At 59.9% G+C, this 20,164-nt stretch carries 18 protein-coding genes and 1 pseudogene; 11 read left to right on the forward strand and 8 right to left on the reverse strand.

The features are described 5' to 3' along the window. Positions 1-56 precede the first annotated feature (56 nt). The 3 genes and pseudogenes from LRR79_RS13550 to LRR79_RS13560 form a co-directional block, all read right to left on the reverse strand. Positions 57-965 (reverse strand): annotated as a pseudogene (locus LRR79_RS13550) (segregation and condensation protein A); the annotation flags it as partial. 180 nt (positions 966-1,145) lie between these two features. Then, the gene (locus tag LRR79_RS13555; protein ID WP_231757720.1) at positions 1,146-1,769 is read right to left on the reverse strand and encodes an L-threonylcarbamoyladenylate synthase; all 624 of its coding nucleotides are present in this window, start codon (positions 1,767-1,769) and stop codon (positions 1,146-1,148) included. A 103-nt stretch (positions 1,770-1,872) separates the two neighbouring features. Then, on the reverse strand, positions 1,873-2,769 hold the full coding sequence (locus LRR79_RS13560) for a PHP domain-containing protein (RefSeq protein WP_231757721.1): 897 nt from the start codon (positions 2,767-2,769) through the stop codon (positions 1,873-1,875). 258 nt (positions 2,770-3,027) lie between these two features. Between LRR79_RS13560 and LRR79_RS13565 the strand changes: the two genes are divergently transcribed. The 8 genes from LRR79_RS13565 (at position 3,028) to LRR79_RS13600 (ending at position 9,457) form a co-directional block, all read left to right on the forward strand. After that, positions 3,028-3,780, forward strand: a complete 753-nt coding sequence (locus LRR79_RS13565; RefSeq protein ID WP_231757722.1) for a VC0807 family protein — start codon at positions 3,028-3,030, stop codon at positions 3,778-3,780. Positions 3,781-3,857: 77 nt separating this feature from the next. After that, positions 3,858-4,157 (forward strand): YciI family protein, encoded by a 300-nt coding sequence (locus LRR79_RS13570; protein ID WP_231757723.1) that lies wholly within the window; start codon positions 3,858-3,860, stop codon positions 4,155-4,157. A gap of 46 nt (positions 4,158-4,203) precedes the next feature. Then, on the forward strand, positions 4,204-4,887 hold the full coding sequence (locus LRR79_RS13575) for a TIGR04211 family SH3 domain-containing protein (protein WP_231757724.1): 684 nt from the start codon (positions 4,204-4,206) through the stop codon (positions 4,885-4,887). A gap of 103 nt (positions 4,888-4,990) precedes the next feature. Beyond that, complete coding sequence (locus tag LRR79_RS13580; RefSeq protein WP_241301428.1) at positions 4,991-5,629, forward strand: peptidylprolyl isomerase; 639 nt, start codon at positions 4,991-4,993, stop codon at positions 5,627-5,629. Then, entirely contained in the window at positions 5,626-6,381 is a 756-nt protein-coding gene (locus LRR79_RS13585) for a pyridoxine 5'-phosphate synthase (protein ID WP_231757725.1), read from the forward strand. The genes LRR79_RS13580 and LRR79_RS13585 overlap by 4 nt, the downstream gene beginning before the upstream one ends. Beyond that, positions 6,382-7,254, forward strand: a complete 873-nt coding sequence (locus LRR79_RS13590; protein WP_231757726.1) for a Rossmann-like and DUF2520 domain-containing protein — start codon at positions 6,382-6,384, stop codon at positions 7,252-7,254. Then, positions 7,251-8,021, forward strand: a complete 771-nt coding sequence (locus LRR79_RS13595) for a TrmH family RNA methyltransferase (protein ID WP_231757727.1) — start codon at positions 7,251-7,253, stop codon at positions 8,019-8,021. Before LRR79_RS13590 ends, LRR79_RS13595 begins: the two co-directional genes overlap by 4 nt. Before the next feature lie 320 nt (positions 8,022-8,341). After that, positions 8,342-9,457: an OmpA family protein gene (locus tag LRR79_RS13600; protein ID WP_231757728.1), complete on the forward strand. Its 1,116-nt coding sequence runs from the start codon at positions 8,342-8,344 to the stop codon at positions 9,455-9,457. A 508-nt stretch (positions 9,458-9,965) separates the two neighbouring features. On the opposite strand, the gene LRR79_RS13605 is transcribed toward LRR79_RS13600, so the two are convergent. From LRR79_RS13605 to nhaC, 5 genes are all read right to left on the reverse strand, one after another. Then, complete coding sequence (locus LRR79_RS13605; RefSeq protein WP_231757729.1) at positions 9,966-10,973, reverse strand: ABC transporter ATP-binding protein; 1,008 nt, start codon at positions 10,971-10,973, stop codon at positions 9,966-9,968. 8 nt (positions 10,974-10,981) lie between these two features. Then, positions 10,982-12,493, reverse strand: coding sequence for an ABC transporter permease (locus LRR79_RS13610; protein ID WP_231757730.1), 1,512 nt, complete (start codon positions 12,491-12,493; stop codon positions 10,982-10,984). Then, entirely contained in the window at positions 12,490-13,539 is a 1,050-nt protein-coding gene (locus LRR79_RS13615; protein ID WP_231757731.1) for a substrate-binding domain-containing protein, read from the reverse strand. The genes LRR79_RS13610 and LRR79_RS13615 overlap by 4 nt, the downstream gene beginning before the upstream one ends. Positions 13,540-13,591: 52 nt before the next feature. Continuing rightward, positions 13,592-14,410: a hypothetical protein gene (locus tag LRR79_RS13620; RefSeq protein ID WP_231757732.1), complete on the reverse strand. Its 819-nt coding sequence runs from the start codon at positions 14,408-14,410 to the stop codon at positions 13,592-13,594. 227 nt (positions 14,411-14,637) lie between these two features. Next, positions 14,638-16,089 (reverse strand): Na+/H+ antiporter NhaC, encoded by a 1,452-nt coding sequence (gene nhaC, locus LRR79_RS13625; RefSeq protein ID WP_231757733.1) that lies wholly within the window; start codon positions 16,087-16,089, stop codon positions 14,638-14,640. A 199-nt stretch (positions 16,090-16,288) separates the two neighbouring features. Between nhaC and LRR79_RS13630 the strand changes: the two genes are divergently transcribed. The 3 genes from LRR79_RS13630 to LRR79_RS13640 all read left to right on the forward strand — a co-directional run bounded on the left by LRR79_RS13630 (position 16,289) and on the right by LRR79_RS13640 (position 20,162). Then, positions 16,289-17,749, forward strand: coding sequence for a YfcC family protein (locus LRR79_RS13630; protein WP_231757734.1), 1,461 nt, complete (start codon positions 16,289-16,291; stop codon positions 17,747-17,749). A 110-nt stretch (positions 17,750-17,859) separates the two neighbouring features. After that, entirely contained in the window at positions 17,860-19,089 is a 1,230-nt protein-coding gene (gene arcA, locus LRR79_RS13635; protein ID WP_231757735.1) for an arginine deiminase, read from the forward strand. A 68-nt stretch (positions 19,090-19,157) separates the two neighbouring features. Continuing rightward, positions 19,158-20,162: an ornithine carbamoyltransferase gene (locus LRR79_RS13640; RefSeq protein WP_231757736.1), complete on the forward strand. Its 1,005-nt coding sequence runs from the start codon at positions 19,158-19,160 to the stop codon at positions 20,160-20,162. Positions 20,163-20,164 lie beyond the last annotated feature (2 nt).

Here is a 20,164-nt window from a genome sequence, read left to right on the forward strand (position 1 = left end):
TGTTCGCCAGACGCATCTTCCTGCGCGGAAACTTCCTCCTCAGAGGCTTCCGACACCTCGCCACGGGCGCGCACATGAATGGGTCCGAAGGCGTCGTTCTGAACCAGTTCCAGCAGGGATTCTTTCACCAGTTCCATCACTGCGAGGAAGGTCACCACCACTCCGAGGCGCCCCTCTTCCGCACGGAACAGGCTGACAAATGGTACGAACTGGCGGTGTTTGATCTTGTCGAGAACCTGGGTCATACGCTCCCGGGTAGACAGCTTCTCTTTTTCCACCTGGTGGCTTTCGAACATATCGGCGCGGCGCAGCACATCCGCCAGGGCGACCAGCACTTCTTTCAGGTCGACTTCCGGTTCGGGCCGGGTCAGCTTGCGGTCTGGACCGCTGGCATTGGCCTGATGGATATCCCGGCCCATCCGCGGTAATTCGTCCATATCTTCCGCGGCGGTTTTAAATCGCTCGTATTCCTGCAGGCGGCGAATCAGGGCGGCGCGCGGGTCTTCCCCTTCCTCTTCCTCCGCTTCCGGTGGGCGCGGCAACAGCATGCGGGACTTGATCTCCGCCAGCATGGCCGCCATCACCAGGTATTCAGCGGCCAGCTCGAAGCGCATGGAGGTCATCATCTCCACGTAAGCCATGTACTGGCGGGTAATATCCGCCACATTGATCTCGAGAATGTCCAGGTTCTGCCGGCGGATCAGATACAGCAGTAAGTCGAGGGGGCCTTCGAATGCCTCGAGGATCACCTCCAGGGCATCCGGGGGGATGTACAGGTCGCTGGGAAGGTCGGTGAAGGCCTTGCCTTCCACCACCGCAAAAGGCATTTCTCCCTGACGGGGGCCCGCGGAGGCGTCAGCCACGGCTTGTCCGACGCTGGCATCCGGGGCATCTTGGTCCTGCGCAGGCGCGATTTCCGGAGCCTCTGTGACTCCGGCACCTGCGTCGGGCGCCCCCGCGGCCAGCGCATCTTCCGCCACCGCCGGTTCCGACGCAGTGGACTCATCGGCCACAGCCCCGGTCTCAGCCACGTGGGAATCGGCCGCCACGACTTCTTCTAATTCTTCACTGGACACACAATCACCGGACATCTGAGGAAAAGCGCACCCCGCAGGCTGCGCCAAACGCGCGATTATACATCAGCGTCAGCCGAGAATTTCATCAATTGCACCACATCCCTGACGCACCAGTACTGGTTCGTCACCGGTGAGGTCGACGACGGTGGTGGCCTCCAAACCACAGAAACCGCCATCGATCACCAGCTCCACCTGATGCTCTAGGGTGTCGCGAATATCGTAGGGGTCCGTGAGGGGCTGATCTTCGCCGGGCATAATCAGGCTGCAGCTCATCAAGGGTTCGCCGAGCGCGCTGATGATCCCCTGCACGATCGGATTGTCCGGCACGCGCAGGCCGATGGTTTTGCGCTTGGCGTGGGCCAGGCGACGGGGCACCTCGGAGGTGGCCGGCATAATAAAGGTGTAGGGCCCCGGGGTGTGATTCTTCAGCAGGCGGAACATCTGATTGTCCACCTTGGCGTAACTGGCGAGCTCTGACAGGTCCCGGCACATCAGCGTGAAGTTGTGATTCTTGTCCAGCTGGCGCAAGGCACGGATACGTTCCACCGCCATTTTTTCACCCAGCCGGCAACCAATGGCGTAGGCCGAGTCGGTGGGAAAGACGATAACACCGCCGGAAGCCACGATATCGGCCGCCTGACTGATCAGACGCGCCTGCGGGTTTTCCGGATGGATCTGGAAGAATTGCGCCACTGCTACCCCCTGGTTCAGAAAGCGCAGGAATCACCTGCGCGAGTATTCATTGTTGGCGTCAGTTTGCCATAAACACCTCTGGTGAGCAGCCACCCCCGCCGCCCTACCCCTGCCACAAGCTCCAGACCGGGTCCGCCCCCGCCGGCAGATGCACACTGCCGAGAGCGCGCCATGGCTGCTCGGGCTGGTGAAAATCACTGCCCAGGGAGGCTAGGAGTCGGGGTTTGTGGGCCGGGTCCGGCGCAGCCACCTGGGCCATCAGTGACTGTATTTCCCGCGTCTGTACCGGGTTCTGCTGTCCGCAGACCACTTCCGCCGCATCTCCGCCAACCCCGTGAAAGTCTTTGAGCAGAGCGAGCAGGCGGGTGCGGGTCAGGCCGTATTTCAACGGGTGGGCAAGCACCGCTGCGCCGCCGGCCCCGTGGATGGCGGCAACGGTCGCCCCGAGCTCCGGCCAGGGCACCGAGGCATCGCCAATTTTTCCCTGGCCGAGATAGCGCTTGAACGCTTTCGCCGTATCACTCACATGGCCCTCGGCCACCATCCAGCGGGCAAAGTGAGGGCGCCCTATTTCATCGCCCCCGGCGAGGGCGCGCGCTCCCTCATAAGCGCCGCGGAAGCCCCGTTTTTCCAGTCGTTGCGCGATCTCCCGGGCCCGCTGGCGCCGCAGCCCGGCACGTGCGGAAATGGCCGTCGCGAGCGCATCGGACGCACAGTCAACGTTGAGCCCGACAATATGAACCACCCGTCGCCCCCAGCGTGCAGTCAACTCAATACCGGGCAACAGGGTGATCCCGGCCTCCGCCGCGGCGGCGCTGGCCGCGTCGATTCCGGCTACGGTATCGTGATCGGTGAGCGCCAACAGTGTCACACCTGCGGATTTCGCCCTCGACACCAGCGCCGCAGGGCTTAAAATACCGTCGGATGCGGTGCTGTGGCAGTGCAGGTCAACCTGACCTGACAATGCATTGTCAGTCACGAGGAGGCGGGCAGTGTCCATATCACAGTCCATAACGCATGCTAACTTGATTTGCGAAGGGCCCACCCAAACCGCTCTCGCGCAAGTGAAGCCACAACGGAACCGACCCGCGCGGCGACTGTCTCAGTAACTCGCAGGTAAAACCGCCAATGCCGCTGTGGCCGTGGTGCGGTTTCAACCGGTTCACCGGTTTCAGGGATAAGGCCCCGCACGGGGGAAAGTAACTTCGCCACTGACAGCTGTAGGGTCAGCCAGCGGGCATTATCACCGGAACAGAAGATGACTGATAGCAACCAGACAAATTCAGCGGCGGCTACGCCCGAGACCACCACTGAGATCCCCGCCGACAAGCCCCACAAGGAAAGCCTGCTGGGCAACCTGCTCCTCAATATCGTCATACCCACACTGATCCTCACCAAACTCTCTGGCGATGACTGGCTGGGCACCAAATGGGCGATCGTGGTAGCGCTGGCCTTCCCTCTGGGATACGGCCTGCGCGACCTGCAGCGCTCCGGCAAGATCAACTTTTTCTCGGCACTGGGCGTGATCAGTATTCTGCTGACCGGCGGCATGAGCCTGCTGGAGCTGGATGCGAAATACATCGCCATCAAGGAGGCCGCCATCCCCGGCCTCCTCGGCATACTCACCATCGCCAGCCTGTACACCCGCTGGCCACTGGTGCGCACCCTGATTTACAACGACCGAATTCTCGATACAGCCAAAATTGCCAACCGTCTCGCAGCCAAGAACAACGAGACCGCGTTTAATCGCACCCTGCAGCAGGCTTCGTGGATGATTGCCGGGTCTTTCTTTCTCTCGTCGACCCTCAATTACATTCTTGCGGAAGTTCTGCTGCAGAGCCCCCCGGGCACCGCAGCGTTTAACGAAGAGCTGGGCAAAATGACTGCGCTCAGTTTCCCGGTAATCGCCCTGCCTGCCACCATCATTCTGATGCTGGTGCTGGTGTTTCTGTTTCGCCGTATCGGCAAACTGACCGGGCTGACGCTGGAAGAGATCATGGTGCAGCAGTAACGCGCCCCACAGCGCCCGCTGCACCGGAAATACGACGATCGCCAAAACGATAACAGACCAGGATTCCAATACAGAATATGTGGTACGCCATCATCAGCCAGGATGTCGAAAACAGCCTGCCGCTGCGCAAGACCGCGCGCGCCGAACACATTGCGCGCCTGAACACCCTGAAAGACCAGGGCCGCCTGCTGATCGCCGGCCCGCACCCGGCCATCGACAGCGAAGATCCCGGCGAGGCGGGATTTACCGGCAGCCTCGTGGTGGCAGAATTTGCATCACTGGCCGGCGCGCAACGCTGGGCGGACGCCGACCCGTACATGGCCGCGGGCGTGTATGCCTCAGTCACCGTCAAACCGTACAAGCTGGTTCTGCCCTGAGGCGACCGCGACACCATAACAATTTGAGCTCCCGATTTTTCTGACCATGAAGAAACTGATTTCCACACTCACCGCCTCCGTGCTCGCGCTGGCTGCCAGCCACAGCCTGGCCATCAGCTCGGAACGCTATATCACCGATGAACTGCACGTCCCCATGCGCTCCGGCCAGGGCAATGAATTTCGCATCCTGCATCGCGGCCTGCCCAGTGGCACCAAGTTGACCCTCCTGCAGGACTCGCCGGATACCGGTTGGGCCCAGGTCCGCACTCCTGGTGGTGAAGAAGGCTGGGTACGCCGCCAGTACCTCGAGTCTGAGCCCGTGGCGAAAATCAAACTGGCACAGGCAGAGCAGCGCCTGCAACATATCGAGAGTATGCAGGGAGACCTTGGGGGGGAAGTACGACGCCTTGAGGAAGACAACACCAAGCTCACCACCGCGCTGAAAATCGAACAGGAGCGGGCACAGGCGCTGGCCAAAGAACTGAAGGAACTGAAGGCCCTGTCGGCCGATGCGGTTGCCCTCAACCAGCGCCACCAGAAGCTGCTCAACCAGCACGAACTCCTGAAACAGAAGCAGTCCATGAGCCAGGCAGAAATTCAGCGCCTGTCCTCCAGCGAATCCCAGAAGTGGTACATGTACGGTGCGATTTCCGTATTGCTGGGGGCAATTCTGGCCATGGTCGCTCCGCACTTCAAACCGCGCAAACGCAATTCCGAGTGGGCGAACTAGCGTTCCATTTTCCCTATACGGAAAGCTGCGGTTAGAATCTAAAGGCCCGGTCATCACCGGGCCTTTTTATGTTCGCCCTTTGTATTCGCCACTGGAAGAGAATATGAAACACCTCCCCTCCTTTCCCCTTCTGCTGAAAGCCGCTGTCACGGCGCTGATACTGGGCTTTTCCAGCCTCGCACTGGCGGCGACCAGCAACCCGCGCGTCGAACTGGAAACAGATCTCGGTACCATTGAGCTGATTCTGTATGCCGACAAAGCACCTGCTACGGTGGAAAACTTCCTGAACTACGTGGACAGCGGATTTTACAACGGCACGATTTTTCACCGGGTAATTCCCGGGTTTATGGCCCAGGGGGGCGGCTTCACATTCGATTTTCAGGAAAAGCCCACCAACGACCCGGTCAAGAATGAATCGGACAACGGCCTGTCGAACCAGCGAGGCACCATTGCCATGGCGCGCACCAGCGATCCCGACAGCGCCACCTCGCAGTTTTTTATCAACCTGGTGGACAATAGCCGCCTCGACGGCAGCGCCAGCAAGCCCGGCTACACCGTATTCGGCAAAGTGCTGCTGGGTATGAGCGTGGTACAGCAGATCGCCGCCGAGCCCCGGGGTCAGCACAAGGCCTTCCGCGATGCACCGAACATGGCCGTGCGTATACTGAGAGCAAAACGCAAGGGCTCGAGTGCAAAAGCGCCTTCCGCGGCCCCCCACAACAGTGGAGAACAAACCCAGTGATTGATCTCAGCGTCAACCTGAACAAAATTGCCCTGATTCGCAATTCCCGCGAAGGCAACTACCCGGATGTCGTCGCGCACGGACGTACCTGTCTGGATGCCGGCGCCAATGGCATTACTGTGCACCCGCGCCCGGACCAGCGGCATATCCGCCCCGGTGATGTGCGCGACCTGGCAGCGCTGTGCGCTGCACGAAATGTCGAATTCAACGTGGAAGGCAATCCTTTTGCCGGTGCTACCGGTACCTATCCCGGCTTACTGCCGCTGGTACTGGAGACCCAGCCGCAACAGTGCACCCTGGTGCCAGACAGCAATGACCAGCTCACCTCCGACCACGGTTTTGACCTGACCCGCGATGGCGCGCGCCTGGAACCGATCATCCAACAGCTCAAGGACGCCGGTATCCGCGTGAGCCTGTTTATGGATCCGGACAAGGCGCAGATCACCCTGGCAAAGGCGGTGGGTGCCGACCGCATCGAACTCTATACCGGCCCCTTCGCCGAGGCTGTCACACAGCAAAGCAGCGAGGTCGAGCGCATTTTTGCCGAGCATTGCGCCGCCGCAGAGCACGCCCTGCATCTGGGGCTCGGAGTCAATGCCGGGCACGACCTCAATCTGATCAATCTGCGCCGCTACCGCACCCTGCCCGGCCTGCAGGAGGTGTCCATCGGTCACGCACTGACCGTCGACGCCATCAGCATGGGGTTGTCCAACGCAGTGGCCGCCTATGTGACCTGTCTGGCGGGCGAATAATTGCATACCCTGAATATCATCGGTGCCGGCAAGCTGGGACAAACCCTTGCGGCGCTGTGGCACCGGCGCGGGACCTTCACCATCGGCGGTATTCTCAACCGCCGGCGAGAAAGCGCCGCGCGGGCGCAGGCGTTTATTGGCGCGGGCACCGTCATTGATACTCTGGCGCAAATGCCTGCCGCAGACCTCTGGTTACTGGCCGTGCCCGACGACCAGATCGCCGCGACCGCGGCGGCACTTGCACCGGTTCTCCGTGGGCAGAATACGCCACCACTGGTATTCCACTGCAGTGGGGCCCTGCCGGCGTCGATACTCTCGCCCTGCGGTACCCCCCGTGTAGCCAGCGCACACCCGGTACACAGCTTTGCGGATCCGCAACGCTCGTTGCGCGACATGCCCGGTGCCACAGTGGCACTGGAGGGTGCGCCGGAAGCCCTGGCCACACTGGCGCCCGCCTTTCAGGCACTGGACTGCAGTTGCCTACACCTCGACGCGGAACAGAAAGTGCTGTATCACACCGGCTCGGTCATCGCGTGCAATTACCTTACGGTGTTACTGGAGCAGAGCCTGCAGGTGTTTGCCGCGGCGGGAATCGATCGGCAAACTGCCGCGCAGATGCTGCAGCCGATCGTCCTGCAAACGGCGCGCAACAATTTTGCACTGGGCCCTGAGCAGGCACTGACCGGACCGTTGGTTCGCGGTGACAGGGCCACCGTAGCGCGACAGATCGAGGCCCTGGACAAAACCCTTCCAGACACCGCCGCGGTCTATCGGACACTGGGGCTGGCGGCACTACCACTGGCGAAACGGGCCGGCTTGAGCGAAGATGCGCGCCGCCAAATACAATCCCTTCTTGATGAACCGCTATCGTGACCGATTCCCCCGAATATCTGAAAAAGCGCGCCTTTTTCGACAGCCTGCTTACCATCTACGGTCGCAAACCGGTACTGGAGGCGCTGCAAGACCACTCCCTGCCGGTGCACAAGCTGCACCTGGCAGACAGCAACCGCAAGGATCAGCTGATCTCCCGTATCGAGCAGCTGGCAGCGGACCGGGATATCGAAGTGGCCCATTGGGACCGCAAAGGCCTGTCCCGAATCTCAAAAAATGCCCGCCAGGATCAGGGCGTGGCACTGGATCTGGCGCTGCCCAAGTACGGCAGTGCCGACCGCTTTCTGCAGGAAAATAGCGGCGCCCACTACGAGTTGCTGGCACTGGACGGAATCACCAATCCCCAGAACCTGGGCATGATCATCCGTTCCGCCTGCGCCGGCGGTATCGACGGCATCCTGCTGCCGAAAAAAGGCTGCGCCCAGATTGATCCGCTGGTGATCAAGGCCAGCGTCGGCACCCTGTTCAAAACCCCGATCCTGCGCTGTGATCAACTGGGGGCGACCCTGGCAAAGTTTTCGGAACACGGGGCGCGTGTGTGTGCCCTCTCCTCCCACGCAAAAGATACCCTGGGCACCCTGGACGCCAGCACTGCAACCATTTTTGTACTGGGCAACGAAACCCACGGTGTCAGTCCGGCGGTGGCAAAATCCTGCACCCATCGCATTCGCATCCCGATGCAGAATGATGTTGAAAGCCTCAATGTCGCCGTCACCGCGGCACTGATCAGTTTCCGCCACCAGTTCTGAAGATCGTCATATTCCCCCCGGGGTTTCACGCAGGAAACCCCCGCCCTTGGGCGCTATGCCGGCCCACCAATATCAACACGCCATTTTTCACGCCAATAATTGCCCTCCACCGCGTCCCCGCACTGGCAAAGTCGCCAAGATCAACTAAAAGTAACGGGAAGAAGTAAAAGTGCGCGATACCGCAACCAGCTTCTAATTTTCTTCTGACATGGAGTGCGTTCGATCTCAAGAAATCTGGCTGCGCACCCCATTAACCAACGCCTCTGACACCAGCGTAAAAAAAACGATCTCTGCTAATGACAATGCCAAGGAAGACTCCTATGCCTTTCAAATTCTTTACTCCCAAACTATCCGCGGGGATCACGCTCGCCGCCGCCATGATTGCCGGCAGCCAGGTGACCGCACAGGAAACCAGTTATATCGATATCATGGCCGTGGGCACACGGGTGGATAAGGACCGCCATACCGAGCGCCAGGGCGCCGGAGCCCGGGCCACTTACGGCTTCCAGACCAGTGGCAACTGGTTTACCGAAGTGCAACTGTTTGGCGTCAAACTGGATGAGGACGACAGCCTGTTCGAGCCCGAGGTACAACCAACCGACAATCCCTACATTTTTACCGGCAGCCTTACTCCCTCTGGTGATGTAGAGCTCGCAGGCCTGGGCATGGATGTGGTGTATCACTTCAACGGTCGCCAGGGGTACTCGCCATTCCTGCTCGGTGGTGTCGGTGTGTCTCACAACAACACCAAGTTCGATTACGGAATTCAGGAAACCAACGCCTTCGTCAACATCGGTGCCGGTATCGTCAGTGGCCCGATCAGTGATAACGGGGTCAAAGTGCGTGCGGAAGTGCGCTACCTGCGCGACTTCTTCGCCGGTGATATGAACGACTATCAGTTTGGTATCGGCATCAGCATTCCGCTGAACTGCCCGCCACCACCCGCGCCCACCGTGGCCTACGCACCGCCGCCCAAGGAAGAACCGGTCGAGCAGATCAACCTGGACGACGACGGTGATGGCGTGCTCAACCAGAACGACCGCTGTCCAAACACGCTGCCCGGCGCCAAAGTGGATGAATTTGGCTGCGTGGTGGCCGACCAGACCATCACCCTGGATAACATCCAGTTTGAATTCAATTCCGCCAGGCTCACCCCCCGCGCGGAAGCCTCGCTGGACATGGTGGTGCAGTCCCTGCGCAGCCAGCCCAACACGCTGGTCGAAGTGGCCGGACACACAGACAGCCAGGGCAACGACGGTTACAACCTGCGCCTTTCCGGACAGCGCGCAGAGTCTGTGCGCAAGTACCTGGTCTCCCGCGGGGTGAATACCTCACGTATTACCGCCAAGGGTTACGGCGAGACCAAACCCGTCGCGTCCAACGCGACAGAGGCCGGTCGCGCGCAAAACCGCCGGGTAGAACTGAACTTCCGTTGATTTGACCAACTGGTCCGGCAATGGGCATCCCCGGCACTCTCCCGGGGCCAATGCAGGGCAATAGCACAAAAGCCGGCATTCGCCGGCTTTTTTTATGCACAATCCACAGAAACTGTGGATATGTCTGTGAGCAACGTACGGGAAAACGCCGCCAGCCCGCATGACTCCGTTGTAACCACTTTGTGAAGAAAATTTAACCAAATTAAATTTTCATTACAAATCAGTCACTTACAAATGCTTTCAAAACAGGCTTGACAAATTTCCGCTGTAACTAAACCCCCGTTTCGGTTCACCCCACACTGTGGAAAGCTTTTTCGGCTAGCCCGAAAGAGCTATCAAAATTCAAGGTTTTTTTGCTACAGGAGACGCCAATCCGGCATCTGCCCACACAGCGGGCACAAATTGGACACTGGTCAACCAGTGGCACCAGATAGTCGCTAAGGGGAAGGGAGCAGGCGCCGCAGACCACGGCGCCACAGAATTGGCGTTGCGCTTGCCTCCCGCACCGTTAACGGGAGAAAGCGGCCAGTGGGTGGGTGGTGGTAATGGCCATCTGTACACGGGCACCCGGCTCCGCCTGCACTTCATGGCTGGTGCGCACTTTGAGTTGCACGCCGTCGGCAATCTGTACTGCAAACAGGCGCGAGCACCCCTCGTAGCGTACCCAGTCCACCACGCCATTGCCCATCTGCGACGGGATCAGAGACAGGTCATCCGGGCGCAACAGTAAATCCACCGGGCCGCTGGCACCGTCGATCGGAATACCGGGAGCAGGCCCCAGCGCGGTGGTTACCTGATGCCCCTGCAACTCGCCGGGAAGAAAGCTGGCCTCCCCAAGAAAGCGCGCCACAAATCGGCTCGCGGGCTCGGCGAAACAGGTTTCCGGGGTATCCAACTGCTCCAGCTTTCCGCCATTCAGGATTCCCACCCGGTCGCCAACCGACAGCGCCTCCTCCTGATCGTGCGTTACCCAGATAGCAGGAATACCCGCCGCCTTGAGCGCTTCGCGGATTTCCCAGCGCAGACTGTCTTTCAGCGCTGCATCCAGATTGGAAAGGGGTTCATCCAGCAAAATAAACGCGGGTTGGTGCGCAATGGTCCGCGCCAGCGCTACCCGCTGCTTTTGCCCGCCGGACAGGCTCGCGGGTTTGGCCTGACGGAAGTTTTCCAGCCCCAGCAGCTCCAGCCAATGGTCCGCCAGCGCGGTATCCTTCAGTCGAAAACACACATTTTCCTGAACCGTCAGATGGGGAAACAGCGCGAAATCCTGAAATACCATCCCCACATTGCGCTTCTCCGGGGGAACCGGCTGCTTCGCCGTGGACCGCCAGCCACCCAGGGCAATCTCCCCTGCGGATACGGGAATCAACCCGGCAAGCGCCTGCAGGATTGTGGTTTTACCGCAACCGGTGGGACCCACCAGCATCAACACCTCGTCCTTACCCAGGGCGAGATTGAGATCGTCCACCACACGGATGGAACCATAGTCGACAGACAGGTGGCTTACGTTCAGCATTACCGCAGTTACTTTCCTGAAACTTCAAGTTCGGCCCGGCGCTCTCCGGACAACATCAACGCCAGCCCCAGGGCCGACATCAATACAAGCAGCAATCCGGGGATGGCTGCGCGGCCAAAATACCCCGCTTCGTACACACGCCACAAGTAGGTTGCCAACGTTTCAAATCCGGTGGGCCCCAGCATCAGCGTGGCGGGCAGCTCGCGCATGGCCTCGAGAAACACCAGCGCCGCACCGGCGATCATGCCGCGCAGGGTCAATGGCAATGTCACCCGCTGAAACGCCTCCCGCGGGCTTGCCCCCAGTACCCGCGCGGCCTTTACCAGGCTGGAGTCCAGACCTTCTGCCGTCGAGCGCACGGAACCTACCGCCAGGGGCAGGAACCGCAGTACATAACACAGCACCAGTAACCCCAGGGTCTGGTACAGAAATGGCAGCTTGAGTCCCACATATACCAGCGCAGTCCCCATGACGATTCCCGGCACGCCGAACCCGAAGTAGGTCACCCGCTCCATAAAACGCCCGGCACGGCCGGCAATGGCCGCGTGGGCCACGGGAATTGCCAGCACCACCGCACACAGCGCTGCCAGAAAGGACGCATGGGCAGAATTCCAGGCATAACGGAGGTCAAACCCGGCACTGCCCTCACGTGCCAGCCAGACCGCAAAGATCGCCAGCGGCAGCACTACCGCCAGGAGAATGACCGGTGACACCAGCAGCGCGATCAGCAGGCGCTGAGGGCGGTCGGGCCACAGAGTCAGGTGGCGCCCCGGCTTCTCGCGACTGCCGCGGACCCGGGACTCAAGGAACAGCACCAGCCCCACAATCACCAGCAATTGCAGCGACAGCATCGCCGCCTGGCTCAGCCCGAACGCGTTGTATTCCACAAAAATCACCCGGGTAAAGGTGTCCAGACGCATGATTGCGGGAGTGCCAAAATCTGAAAGCGTGTACAGCGCCACCAGCAGGCCACCGGCGGCAATCCCCGTAGCCACCCGCGGCAGCACCACCTTCCAGAGGCTCATCCCCAGGGACATGCCCAGCGTACGCGCTGCGTTGACCAGGCTTGCATCCAGGCTCAATAGGGAGGCGCGGGTGGTCAACATGACGAATGGGTAGGAATACAGAATCATCACCAGAGACGCGCCGGGCAGCCCGTCCATCGCGGGCAGTGGCACCCCCAGCAGATTATCGATTTCCCCTCCCCGGCCAAAAGCCGCGTAGAGGGTAAAAGCGCCGATATAACTGGGAATCGCCAGCGGCGCCGCAAGGATGACCAGCCATAAACGCCGCCAGGGAAACTGCACGTACGCGGTGACCAGCGCCAGTGGAACTCCGATCAGCACCGACCCCAACACCGTAAACGCCATCAGCAACAGCGTATTCGAGAGTACGCGCAGGTTGTGGGCATCGAACAGCGCCGCCTCATCCGCGGCCAGGTCGATCAATACCCCAATAGGCAGAATGGCCAGCAGCGCAATCAGCGCTGCCAGCGGGTAGGAACTGGGCCAGCGGGTCATAAAACCCCGACGCGGCGCATCAGATTGAGGGTGGGACGTAAATCCGCCAGCTGGGTGAGATCCAGTTTGGGGGGAGAAATGGCACTGAGCGCTGGCAGCCCCTGTGGCGGCTGAACACCATTCACCAGCGGGATTTCATAGGCTTCCCGGGCCAGGTAGGACTGCACCTCACGGGTCAGCAGATAGCGAATGAAGTTGATCGGCAGATCGCCCTCACTCAGTGCGAGAATTCCAGACGCATTCACCAGGCAACCCGCGTCATTGTTGGTGAATGCCAGATCCACCTTCGCCTCGGGTTTACCGCTTTTCAGTCGCAGGGTGTAGTAGTGATTGGCGAAGCCAATATCCACTTCACCGCGCTCTACCCCCATCACAACCCCCAGCTCACCGGCGTAACTCTTGGCCCGTTCACTGACGCCCTTGAGCCAGTCGGCAGTGGCCTGCTCGCCCTCAAGCAGGCGCATCGCGGTCACAAATGATTGGAACGATGCATAGGCCGGGGCCCAGCCGATACTCAGGTCGCTGTCCGCCAGGGCCATGACACTGTCGGGAATCCGGTCGGGAGTTACCCGCTCGGTGTTGTACGGCAGGGTTCGAATGCGGCCGGTGACGGGCGCCCACTGAGGATACTGGAAACCGGGTTTCAGCTGGCCGGTCAACGCGGCCGGCAGTGGCCGCGCCAGCCCCGCATCGGCAACCAGGCCGATAGCCCCGGAATCCACCGCCCAGAAAACATCCGCACGACGCACCCCGGCCTTGGATTCCGCAACGATGGTGTTGGCCAGCGCGGCGGTAACCCCACGGCGCACCTGGAGATTGAATTTGGGGTTGCGCTTGCGAATGGCCTCGAGAACATTTTCGTAAAGCCCACCCTCGCCGCGCCCCAGGTAGAGAGTGAGATCTCCCTCCAGCGGCGGCAGCTGCTCCACGGAAAGCGCCATATTTTCCGTATCCGACGCCCAGGCGGAAACGGGCAGACACCCCACGGCGCCAGCCACGGCAAGACTGTTTAGACAGGCACTACGTAAAAAAGCTCTGCGCTGCACGGATGGTCCTTATTCGAATCTCTCTGGGCTTGGGTATCGGCGAAAACGTTCGTTAGAAAACGTCCTTGCGTTTTTTCTCGGCGGCAACCAGCAATTCTTTGGCGCGGTCGATTTTCACCTGCATGGACTCCACGACTTTTCGCACATCATCCACGCTGGCATTACCGTTGATTGCCTGCGGCAGGGTTACGTTGAAATCCTTCTCCAGATCTTCGACCAGCGCAGCGTCCTGCTCGATCAGCGCACCTTCCACACCTTCAAAACGGTGCAGGTAGGTGTCGTGCACGATGGTGGTGGCCGCTTCCGGCAATTGCTCGGCGTATTTGGCAACTACCCGGTCCAGGCGGAGCTTAATGTCTTCCAGGGTCTCAGGCATGGTGGTGGGCTCGGATTCCGTGGTCTGAATCTTTGCCAGTAATCCCCGCTCCTGAAACTGCGAGGCAAGCTTCACCGCGCCCAGTGCCTGCCAGAAAGCGCTGTTCAGCTTTTCCTGCTCGGCGCGCACTTCGGCCACCGGCTTGCCCGCTTCGATGGCCTGCTTGATGCCATAGATACCCTGCCAGATGTTCGCGTAGACAGGGACATAGTTGGTTTCGATCGCGGAATGGAAATCCACCTCTTCCCAGAAATCGATCAGTTGCTGGGTCTCCACCGCCTTCCGCCCCTTGGCTTCATAGCTATCTACCACACCGTCGTATTTACCAACCAGCCAATCCACCTCTTCGGAATACTGCCCCAGGTGACCTTTCAGATCATTCACGTGGTCGCCAATTTCGCCGTTAGCCGAGGCCTGAACGGCCGCCAGCATGGCGAGCAGGCCAAACACCAGCCCTTTTCCGCGGCTTATCCGAATTTGTTGTTGAGATTGCATGGTCACTCCTGAAGTTCTATTTCCGCAAATGATACTTATTATCAAAAACAAGATAAAGCGTCAAAGTTGGCTTTGCATCGCGCGCGGAAGGTTACAGCCAGGGATGTGGAGACTTTCTTGAGACTGATGGTGGAATCGAGAATCTGTTCGCACTCCTGTGCCGCGGAATGCTACCAGCCCGGGCGGGGTATTTCACCTACTTCATCGGGCCGGCGGCAGGCACCGGACTACCCCCGGCTTGCACGAAGCACGCGGAAACCGATAAATGAAAAGAGTACGGTCAACAGCGGGTTTAACAGGTTGAAGAAACAGAAAGGCGCAAACGCAATGGTCGAGCTGCCGAGGGCAGCGGCCATATAGGCACCACAGCTGTTCCAGGGTATCAGTGGCGAAGTAACCGTGGCGGAATCCCCCACCACCCGCGACAGCATGACCGGCGCATAACCGCGCTTCTCAAACGTCGGACGGAAAAGCCGTGCCGGCAGAACAATGGCAATGTATTGATCCGACGCGAGCACATTGGTTCCGAAACTCGTGGCCACCACGGAGGACACCAGTGCGCCAGCCGAGCGCGCCCTGGCGATGAGCGGCCCCACAAGACGCTGCAACAGCCCCGCGTGCTCAACCACCGCCCCGAACGCGAGTGCGGTGATGATCAGCCACACCGTATTCAACATACTTGCCATGCCGCCCCGGGACAGCAATTCGTCGACACGTGCATTGCCACTGTCCGCGGTAAAACCGGTGGCAATGGCGGCCCAGACACCTTTTACGTAGGCCAGCACGGTGGGGATATCGCTGTCGCCCGCCAGCGCCAGCACACTGTCCGGCGCGGTGATCACCGCCTGGCCACCCCCTACCAGCGCACCGATAAAGATCGTTACAAAAGGCGGGAAACGCAACAGCGCCAACACCACCACAACCGCCAGGGGTAACAGTGTCCAGAGGGATACGGTGGCGTGGGCACGCATGGTTGCGAGTACCGGACTGGCATCGAGATTCCCGGGTTCACCGAGCAGAGCGAACAGCGCCACCGCGAGCATCAGCGAGGGAACCGAGGTCCACAGGGACTCACGAATATGATCGAACAGATTTGCTCCCGCCGCGGCACTGGCCAGGTTGGCCGTATCCGACAGGGGGGATGCCTTATCGCCAAAGTAGGCGCCGGAAATCACCGCCCCGGCAGTAATGGCCGGCGACAGCTGCATACTGTGAGCGATGCCCATCATGCCGATGCCAATCGTGCCCGCCACTGTCCAGGAGCTGCCTACGGTAAAGCCCACAATCCCACAGATGATGGCGGCCGTGGCATAAAAATAACTGGGACTGAGTACTTTCAACCCGTAGTACACCATGGTGGAAATGGTTCCAGACATGGCCCAGGCGCCAATCAGGGCACCCACCGCCAGCAATATCAGAATGGCCGCCAATCCGGTTGAAATACCACCGACTACCGCCTGGCGGATACCATCTATAGACATCCCATTCTTGAACGCTACCGCCATGGCAATCAGCGCACAGAACAGCAAGGCAATCTGGTTGGGGCCGTAGGACGCATCGTCGCGGAACAGGTAATAGGAAAGACTCAGCAGGCACAGCAGGGCCACTACGGGTACAAGCGCATCCAGCAGCGACGGTGTTTTTACCGGCGGATTCGACACACCTGATTCATCGCTCATCTTTACTCACCCATCCATCAGAGAATTGTTCCCACCCCCACACGCCGCGCGCAACTACCGGGTACTACCAAAGCTTAGATTGCAGGCGCCAGATAGTGACCCATACTGAAAACATCCGGGTCGGGGCCACCCTAGAGCGTGTGGATAGGCGATCCGTGCTTCAGCAACACAGCAACTATCGCCGCGCGAGGAGTCATACGTGAACACCGGCAACGAATCCGACCAACCCCCATCACCAAGCCCCGAGACACAGGAAAAGCGCTTCAGCTTCCCCACTGCGTTCACCATCCTCTTTGGTCTGATCATTTTTGTGGCCGCGTTGACCTGGATTATTCCGGCGGGTGAATACACTCGGGAAATGAATCCAGAACTGGGGGAAGAAGTTCCGGTGCCAGGCACCTATCACGAGGTAGAGTCCGATCCCCAGCGACTGCTGATTTCCATGCTGATGGCGCCGGTCGACGGCATGTATGACACGGACACCAACGAGGCCCGCGCCATTGACGTGGCACTCTTCGTTCTGATGATCGGCGGCTTTCTCGGTGTGGTCACCCGCACCGGCGCCATTGATGCGGGCATGAGCCGCACCATGCAGGCGCTCAAGGGGCGAGAGATCTGGATGATCCCGTTTATGATGGCACTGTTCGCACTGGGCGGCTCCACCTACGGGATGGCGGAAGAGTCCCTGGCATTTTACGGCTTGATTATTCCGGTAATGATCGCCGCCGGTTACGATGCGGTCACTGCCGTGGCGATGATTATGCTGGGCGCCGGTATCGGTACTCTCGGTTCCACCGTCAATCCATTTGCCACGGTCATCGCCTCCAACGCCGCGCAAATTCCCTTTACCCAGGGAATCTGGCTGCGGGTGGTCATTCTGGTGCTCGGCTGGCTCGCCTGCGTCTTCTATGTGATGCGTTACGCCAAACGGGTAAAGGCCAACCCGGAAACCTCTCTGGTCGCCGATATGCGGGAAGAAAACCGCCAGCATTTTCTCGGCGGAAAATCGAGCCTTGAAGCCATCGAGTTTACAACCACCCGCAAGATCATCCTGGTCATTTTCGCGCTGACCTTCGCGGTCATGATCTGGGGCGTCTCCTCCGCAGGCTGGTGGATGGGGCAGATGTCCGCCCTGTTTCTCGGCGCCGCCATACTGATCGGCATCATCGCCCGCCTGGGTGAGAAAAATCTGGTGAACACCTTTCTCGATGGCGCCCGCGACCTGCTGGGCGTGGCACTGATTATCGGCGTGGCACGGGGCGTAGTGGTCATCATGGATAAGGGCAAAATCACCGATACGCTGCTCTACTGGGCCGAACAGGCTGTGGGCGACCTGCCCTCAGTGGCGTTTATCAACGTAATGTTCTGGATCGAGGTACTGCTGTCGTTCTTCGTGCCCTCCTCCTCGGGGCTCGCGGTGCTGTCGATGCCCATCATGGCACCACTGGCAGAATTTGCCGAGGTGAGCCGACATCTGGTGGTCACCGCCTTTCAGTCCGCCAACGGGTTGGTAAACCTGATCAACCCGACGTTCGCCGTAGTTATGGGAGGCCTTGCCATCGGCCGCGTGGGCTACGACCGCTGGCTGAAATTTATGGGTCCCCTGCTGCTGATTCTGGTGATCATGATCTGCGCCGTGCTCAGCCTGGGCGCGCTGTGAATATTTCGTGTCTCGTGTCGGGATATTCCACCGTTCGGGAAAAACTGAACTAAGGTTTTATATATCCCTGTTGACTGGCAGTCGCTGTTCCGCAATCCGGAGACTCCACCATGACAAAATTCGGTGTTCATTCAGAAGTCGGCAAATTACATACCGTAATGGTTTGCCGCCCCGGCCTGGCCCACCAGCGGCTGACCCCGGGCAACTGTCACGACCTGCTGTTTGACGATGTAATCTGGGTGCACGAGGCGCAGAAAGACCACTACGATTTTGTGCTGAAAATGCAGGAACGGGGCACCGAGGTACTGGAGCTGCACGATATGCTCGCCCAGACCATGGACGTGCCCGACGGGCGCAAATTTGTGCTTGATCGACGGGTCACCGCAAACAGTGTCGGTCCCTATACCGCCGAACTGATCCGTCCCTGGCTCAACGAAATGTCCAGCAAGCAACTGGCGGAGCACCTGATCGGCGGCATCGCCATTTCGGAACTGCCGGAAAATCAGGACAAGAAGCGGATGATCGACGCCTTCGGGGCGGAAGAGTTTATCCTGCCTCCGGTGCCCAACTCCCTGTTCCAGCGCGACCCCTCCTGCTGGATTTATAACGGGGTCACGGTCAACCCCATGTACTGGCCCGCGCGCAAGCCGGAAACCCTGTTGCAGCGGGCGGTCTATAAATTTCATCCGCGCTTTGCCGGCGCTGACTTCAAGATCTGGTGGGGGGATTCCGACACCGACTTTACCGGTGCCTCCATGGAGGGCGGCGATGTCATGCCCATTGGCCAGGGCATTGTGCTGATTGGCATGGGGGAGCGCACCACCCGGCAGGCCGTACTGCAGACCGCGCAGGCGCTGTTTGCCGCTGGTGCCGCGGACCGGGTGATCGCCTGCCAGATGCCCAAAAGCCGCGCCGCCATGCACCTGGATACCGTGTTCAGTTTTCTCGACCGCGACGCGGTAACCGTGTTCCGGGAAGTTGTCGATCAGATCCGCTGTTACAGCATTCACCGCGGCGACAAAAAGGGGCACTACGAAGTGCGCACCGAAGAAGCGTCGCTGCTCGAGGTGGTGAGCAAGGCCCTCGGTATCAAAAAACTGCGAGTGGTGGAGACCGGGGGCAATGTCTACGCCGCCGAGCGGGAACAGTGGGACGACGGCAACAACGTGGTCGCCCTGGAACCCGGTGTTGTGATCGCCTACGACCGCAATGTCTATACCAATACCCTGCTGCGCAAGGCCGGCATTGAAGTGATCACCATTCGCGGATCGGAGCTCGGCCGCGGTCGCGGCGGCGGCCACTGCATGACCTGCCCGATTGCCCGGGACCCTGCCGACTGATACGGCAGCGTTCTCCTCCCACAACCCCTCGTCCCTCAAGCCCCAGCGTTCCACAGGAGAGACCCGGCATGAGTTTCAATTTACGCAATCGCTCCCTGCTCACCGTTCAGGATTTCACCCAGCGGGAATTCAAATTTCTGCTGGATCTGGCACGTGACCTCAAGCGCGCCAAATACGCCCGCACCGAACAGAAGCACCTGGAGGGCAAAGCGGTCTGCCTGATTTTCGAGAAAACCTCCACCCGCACCCGCTGCGCCTTCGAAGTGGCCTGCAGTGATCAGGGCGCGACCGTCACCTACCTCGATCCTGCGGGCTCGCAGATCGGCCACAAGGAGTCCTTCAAGGACACCGCCCGGGTTCTCGGCCGGATGTTCGACGCCATCGAGTATCGCGGCTCCGCACAAACCGGTGTGGAAACCCTGGCCAAATACGCCGGTGTCCCGGTGTACAACGGCCTCACCGATGAATATCACCCCACCCAGATGCTCGCCGATGTGATGACCATGCGAGAGCACTGTGACAAACCGGTGCATCAGATCAAATACGCTTATGTGGGCGACACCCGCTCCAACATGGGCCATTCGCTGATGCTGGTGGGTTGTCTGATGGGAATGGATGTACGCATCTGTGGCCCGAAATCCCTGTGGCCAGATCAGAGCTATCGCAACATTGCCGAAGAGCTGGCAGAAAAGTACGGAGCCAAACTCACGATTACCGAAGACGCGAAAGCCGCGGTGCAAGACGTGGACTTCATCCACACCGATGTCTGGGTCTCCATGGGCGAGGCGAAAGAAGTCTGGAAGGAACGCATCAAATTGCTGATGCCCTACCAGGTCAACCGGGAACTGATGTCGGCGAGCGGCAACCCGCATGTCCGCTTCATGCACTGCCTGCCCGCCTTCCACGATACTGAAACCACCGTGGGAAAACAGATTGCCGAAGAGCACGGTATCGACAACGGCCTTGAAGTCACCAACGATGTATTCGAGTCCGAAGCCAACGTGGCCTTTGAACAGGCTGAAAACCGCATGCACACCATCAAGGCGTTGATGGTGGCGACTCTGGGAGACTGATG

Origin of the sequence: Microbulbifer elongatus (genome assembly GCF_021165935.1) — a bacterium.
In the GTDB taxonomy this organism is placed as follows: domain Bacteria; phylum Pseudomonadota; class Gammaproteobacteria; order Pseudomonadales; family Cellvibrionaceae; genus Microbulbifer; species Microbulbifer elongatus.

What these genes read in the sequence shown, in the direction of transcription:
- LRR79_RS13560 (WP_231757721.1), bottom strand. Translation starts at nt 2,769, where the DNA reads ATGGACACTGCCCGCCTCCTCGTGACTGACAATGCATTGTCAGGTCAG.
- LRR79_RS13565 (WP_231757722.1), top strand. Translation starts at nt 3,028, where the DNA reads ATGACTGATAGCAACCAGACAAATTCAGCGGCGGCTACGCCCGAGACC.
- LRR79_RS13570 (WP_231757723.1), top strand. Translation starts at nt 3,858, where the DNA reads ATGTGGTACGCCATCATCAGCCAGGATGTCGAAAACAGCCTGCCGCTG.
- LRR79_RS13575 (WP_231757724.1), top strand. Translation starts at nt 4,204, where the DNA reads ATGAAGAAACTGATTTCCACACTCACCGCCTCCGTGCTCGCGCTGGCT.
- LRR79_RS13580 (WP_241301428.1), top strand. Translation starts at nt 4,991, where the DNA reads ATGAAACACCTCCCCTCCTTTCCCCTTCTGCTGAAAGCCGCTGTCACG.
- LRR79_RS13600 (WP_231757728.1), top strand. Translation starts at nt 8,342, where the DNA reads ATGCCTTTCAAATTCTTTACTCCCAAACTATCCGCGGGGATCACGCTC.
- LRR79_RS13605 (WP_231757729.1), bottom strand. Translation starts at nt 10,973, where the DNA reads ATGCTGAACGTAAGCCACCTGTCTGTCGACTATGGTTCCATCCGTGTG.
- LRR79_RS13610 (WP_231757730.1), bottom strand. Translation starts at nt 12,493, where the DNA reads ATGACCCGCTGGCCCAGTTCCTACCCGCTGGCAGCGCTGATTGCGCTG.
- LRR79_RS13620 (WP_231757732.1), bottom strand. Translation starts at nt 14,410, where the DNA reads ATGCAATCTCAACAACAAATTCGGATAAGCCGCGGAAAAGGGCTGGTG.
- nhaC (WP_231757733.1), bottom strand. Translation starts at nt 16,089, where the DNA reads ATGAGCGATGAATCAGGTGTGTCGAATCCGCCGGTAAAAACACCGTCG.
- arcA (WP_231757735.1), top strand. Translation starts at nt 17,860, where the DNA reads ATGACAAAATTCGGTGTTCATTCAGAAGTCGGCAAATTACATACCGTA.
- LRR79_RS13640 (WP_231757736.1), top strand. Translation starts at nt 19,158, where the DNA reads ATGAGTTTCAATTTACGCAATCGCTCCCTGCTCACCGTTCAGGATTTC.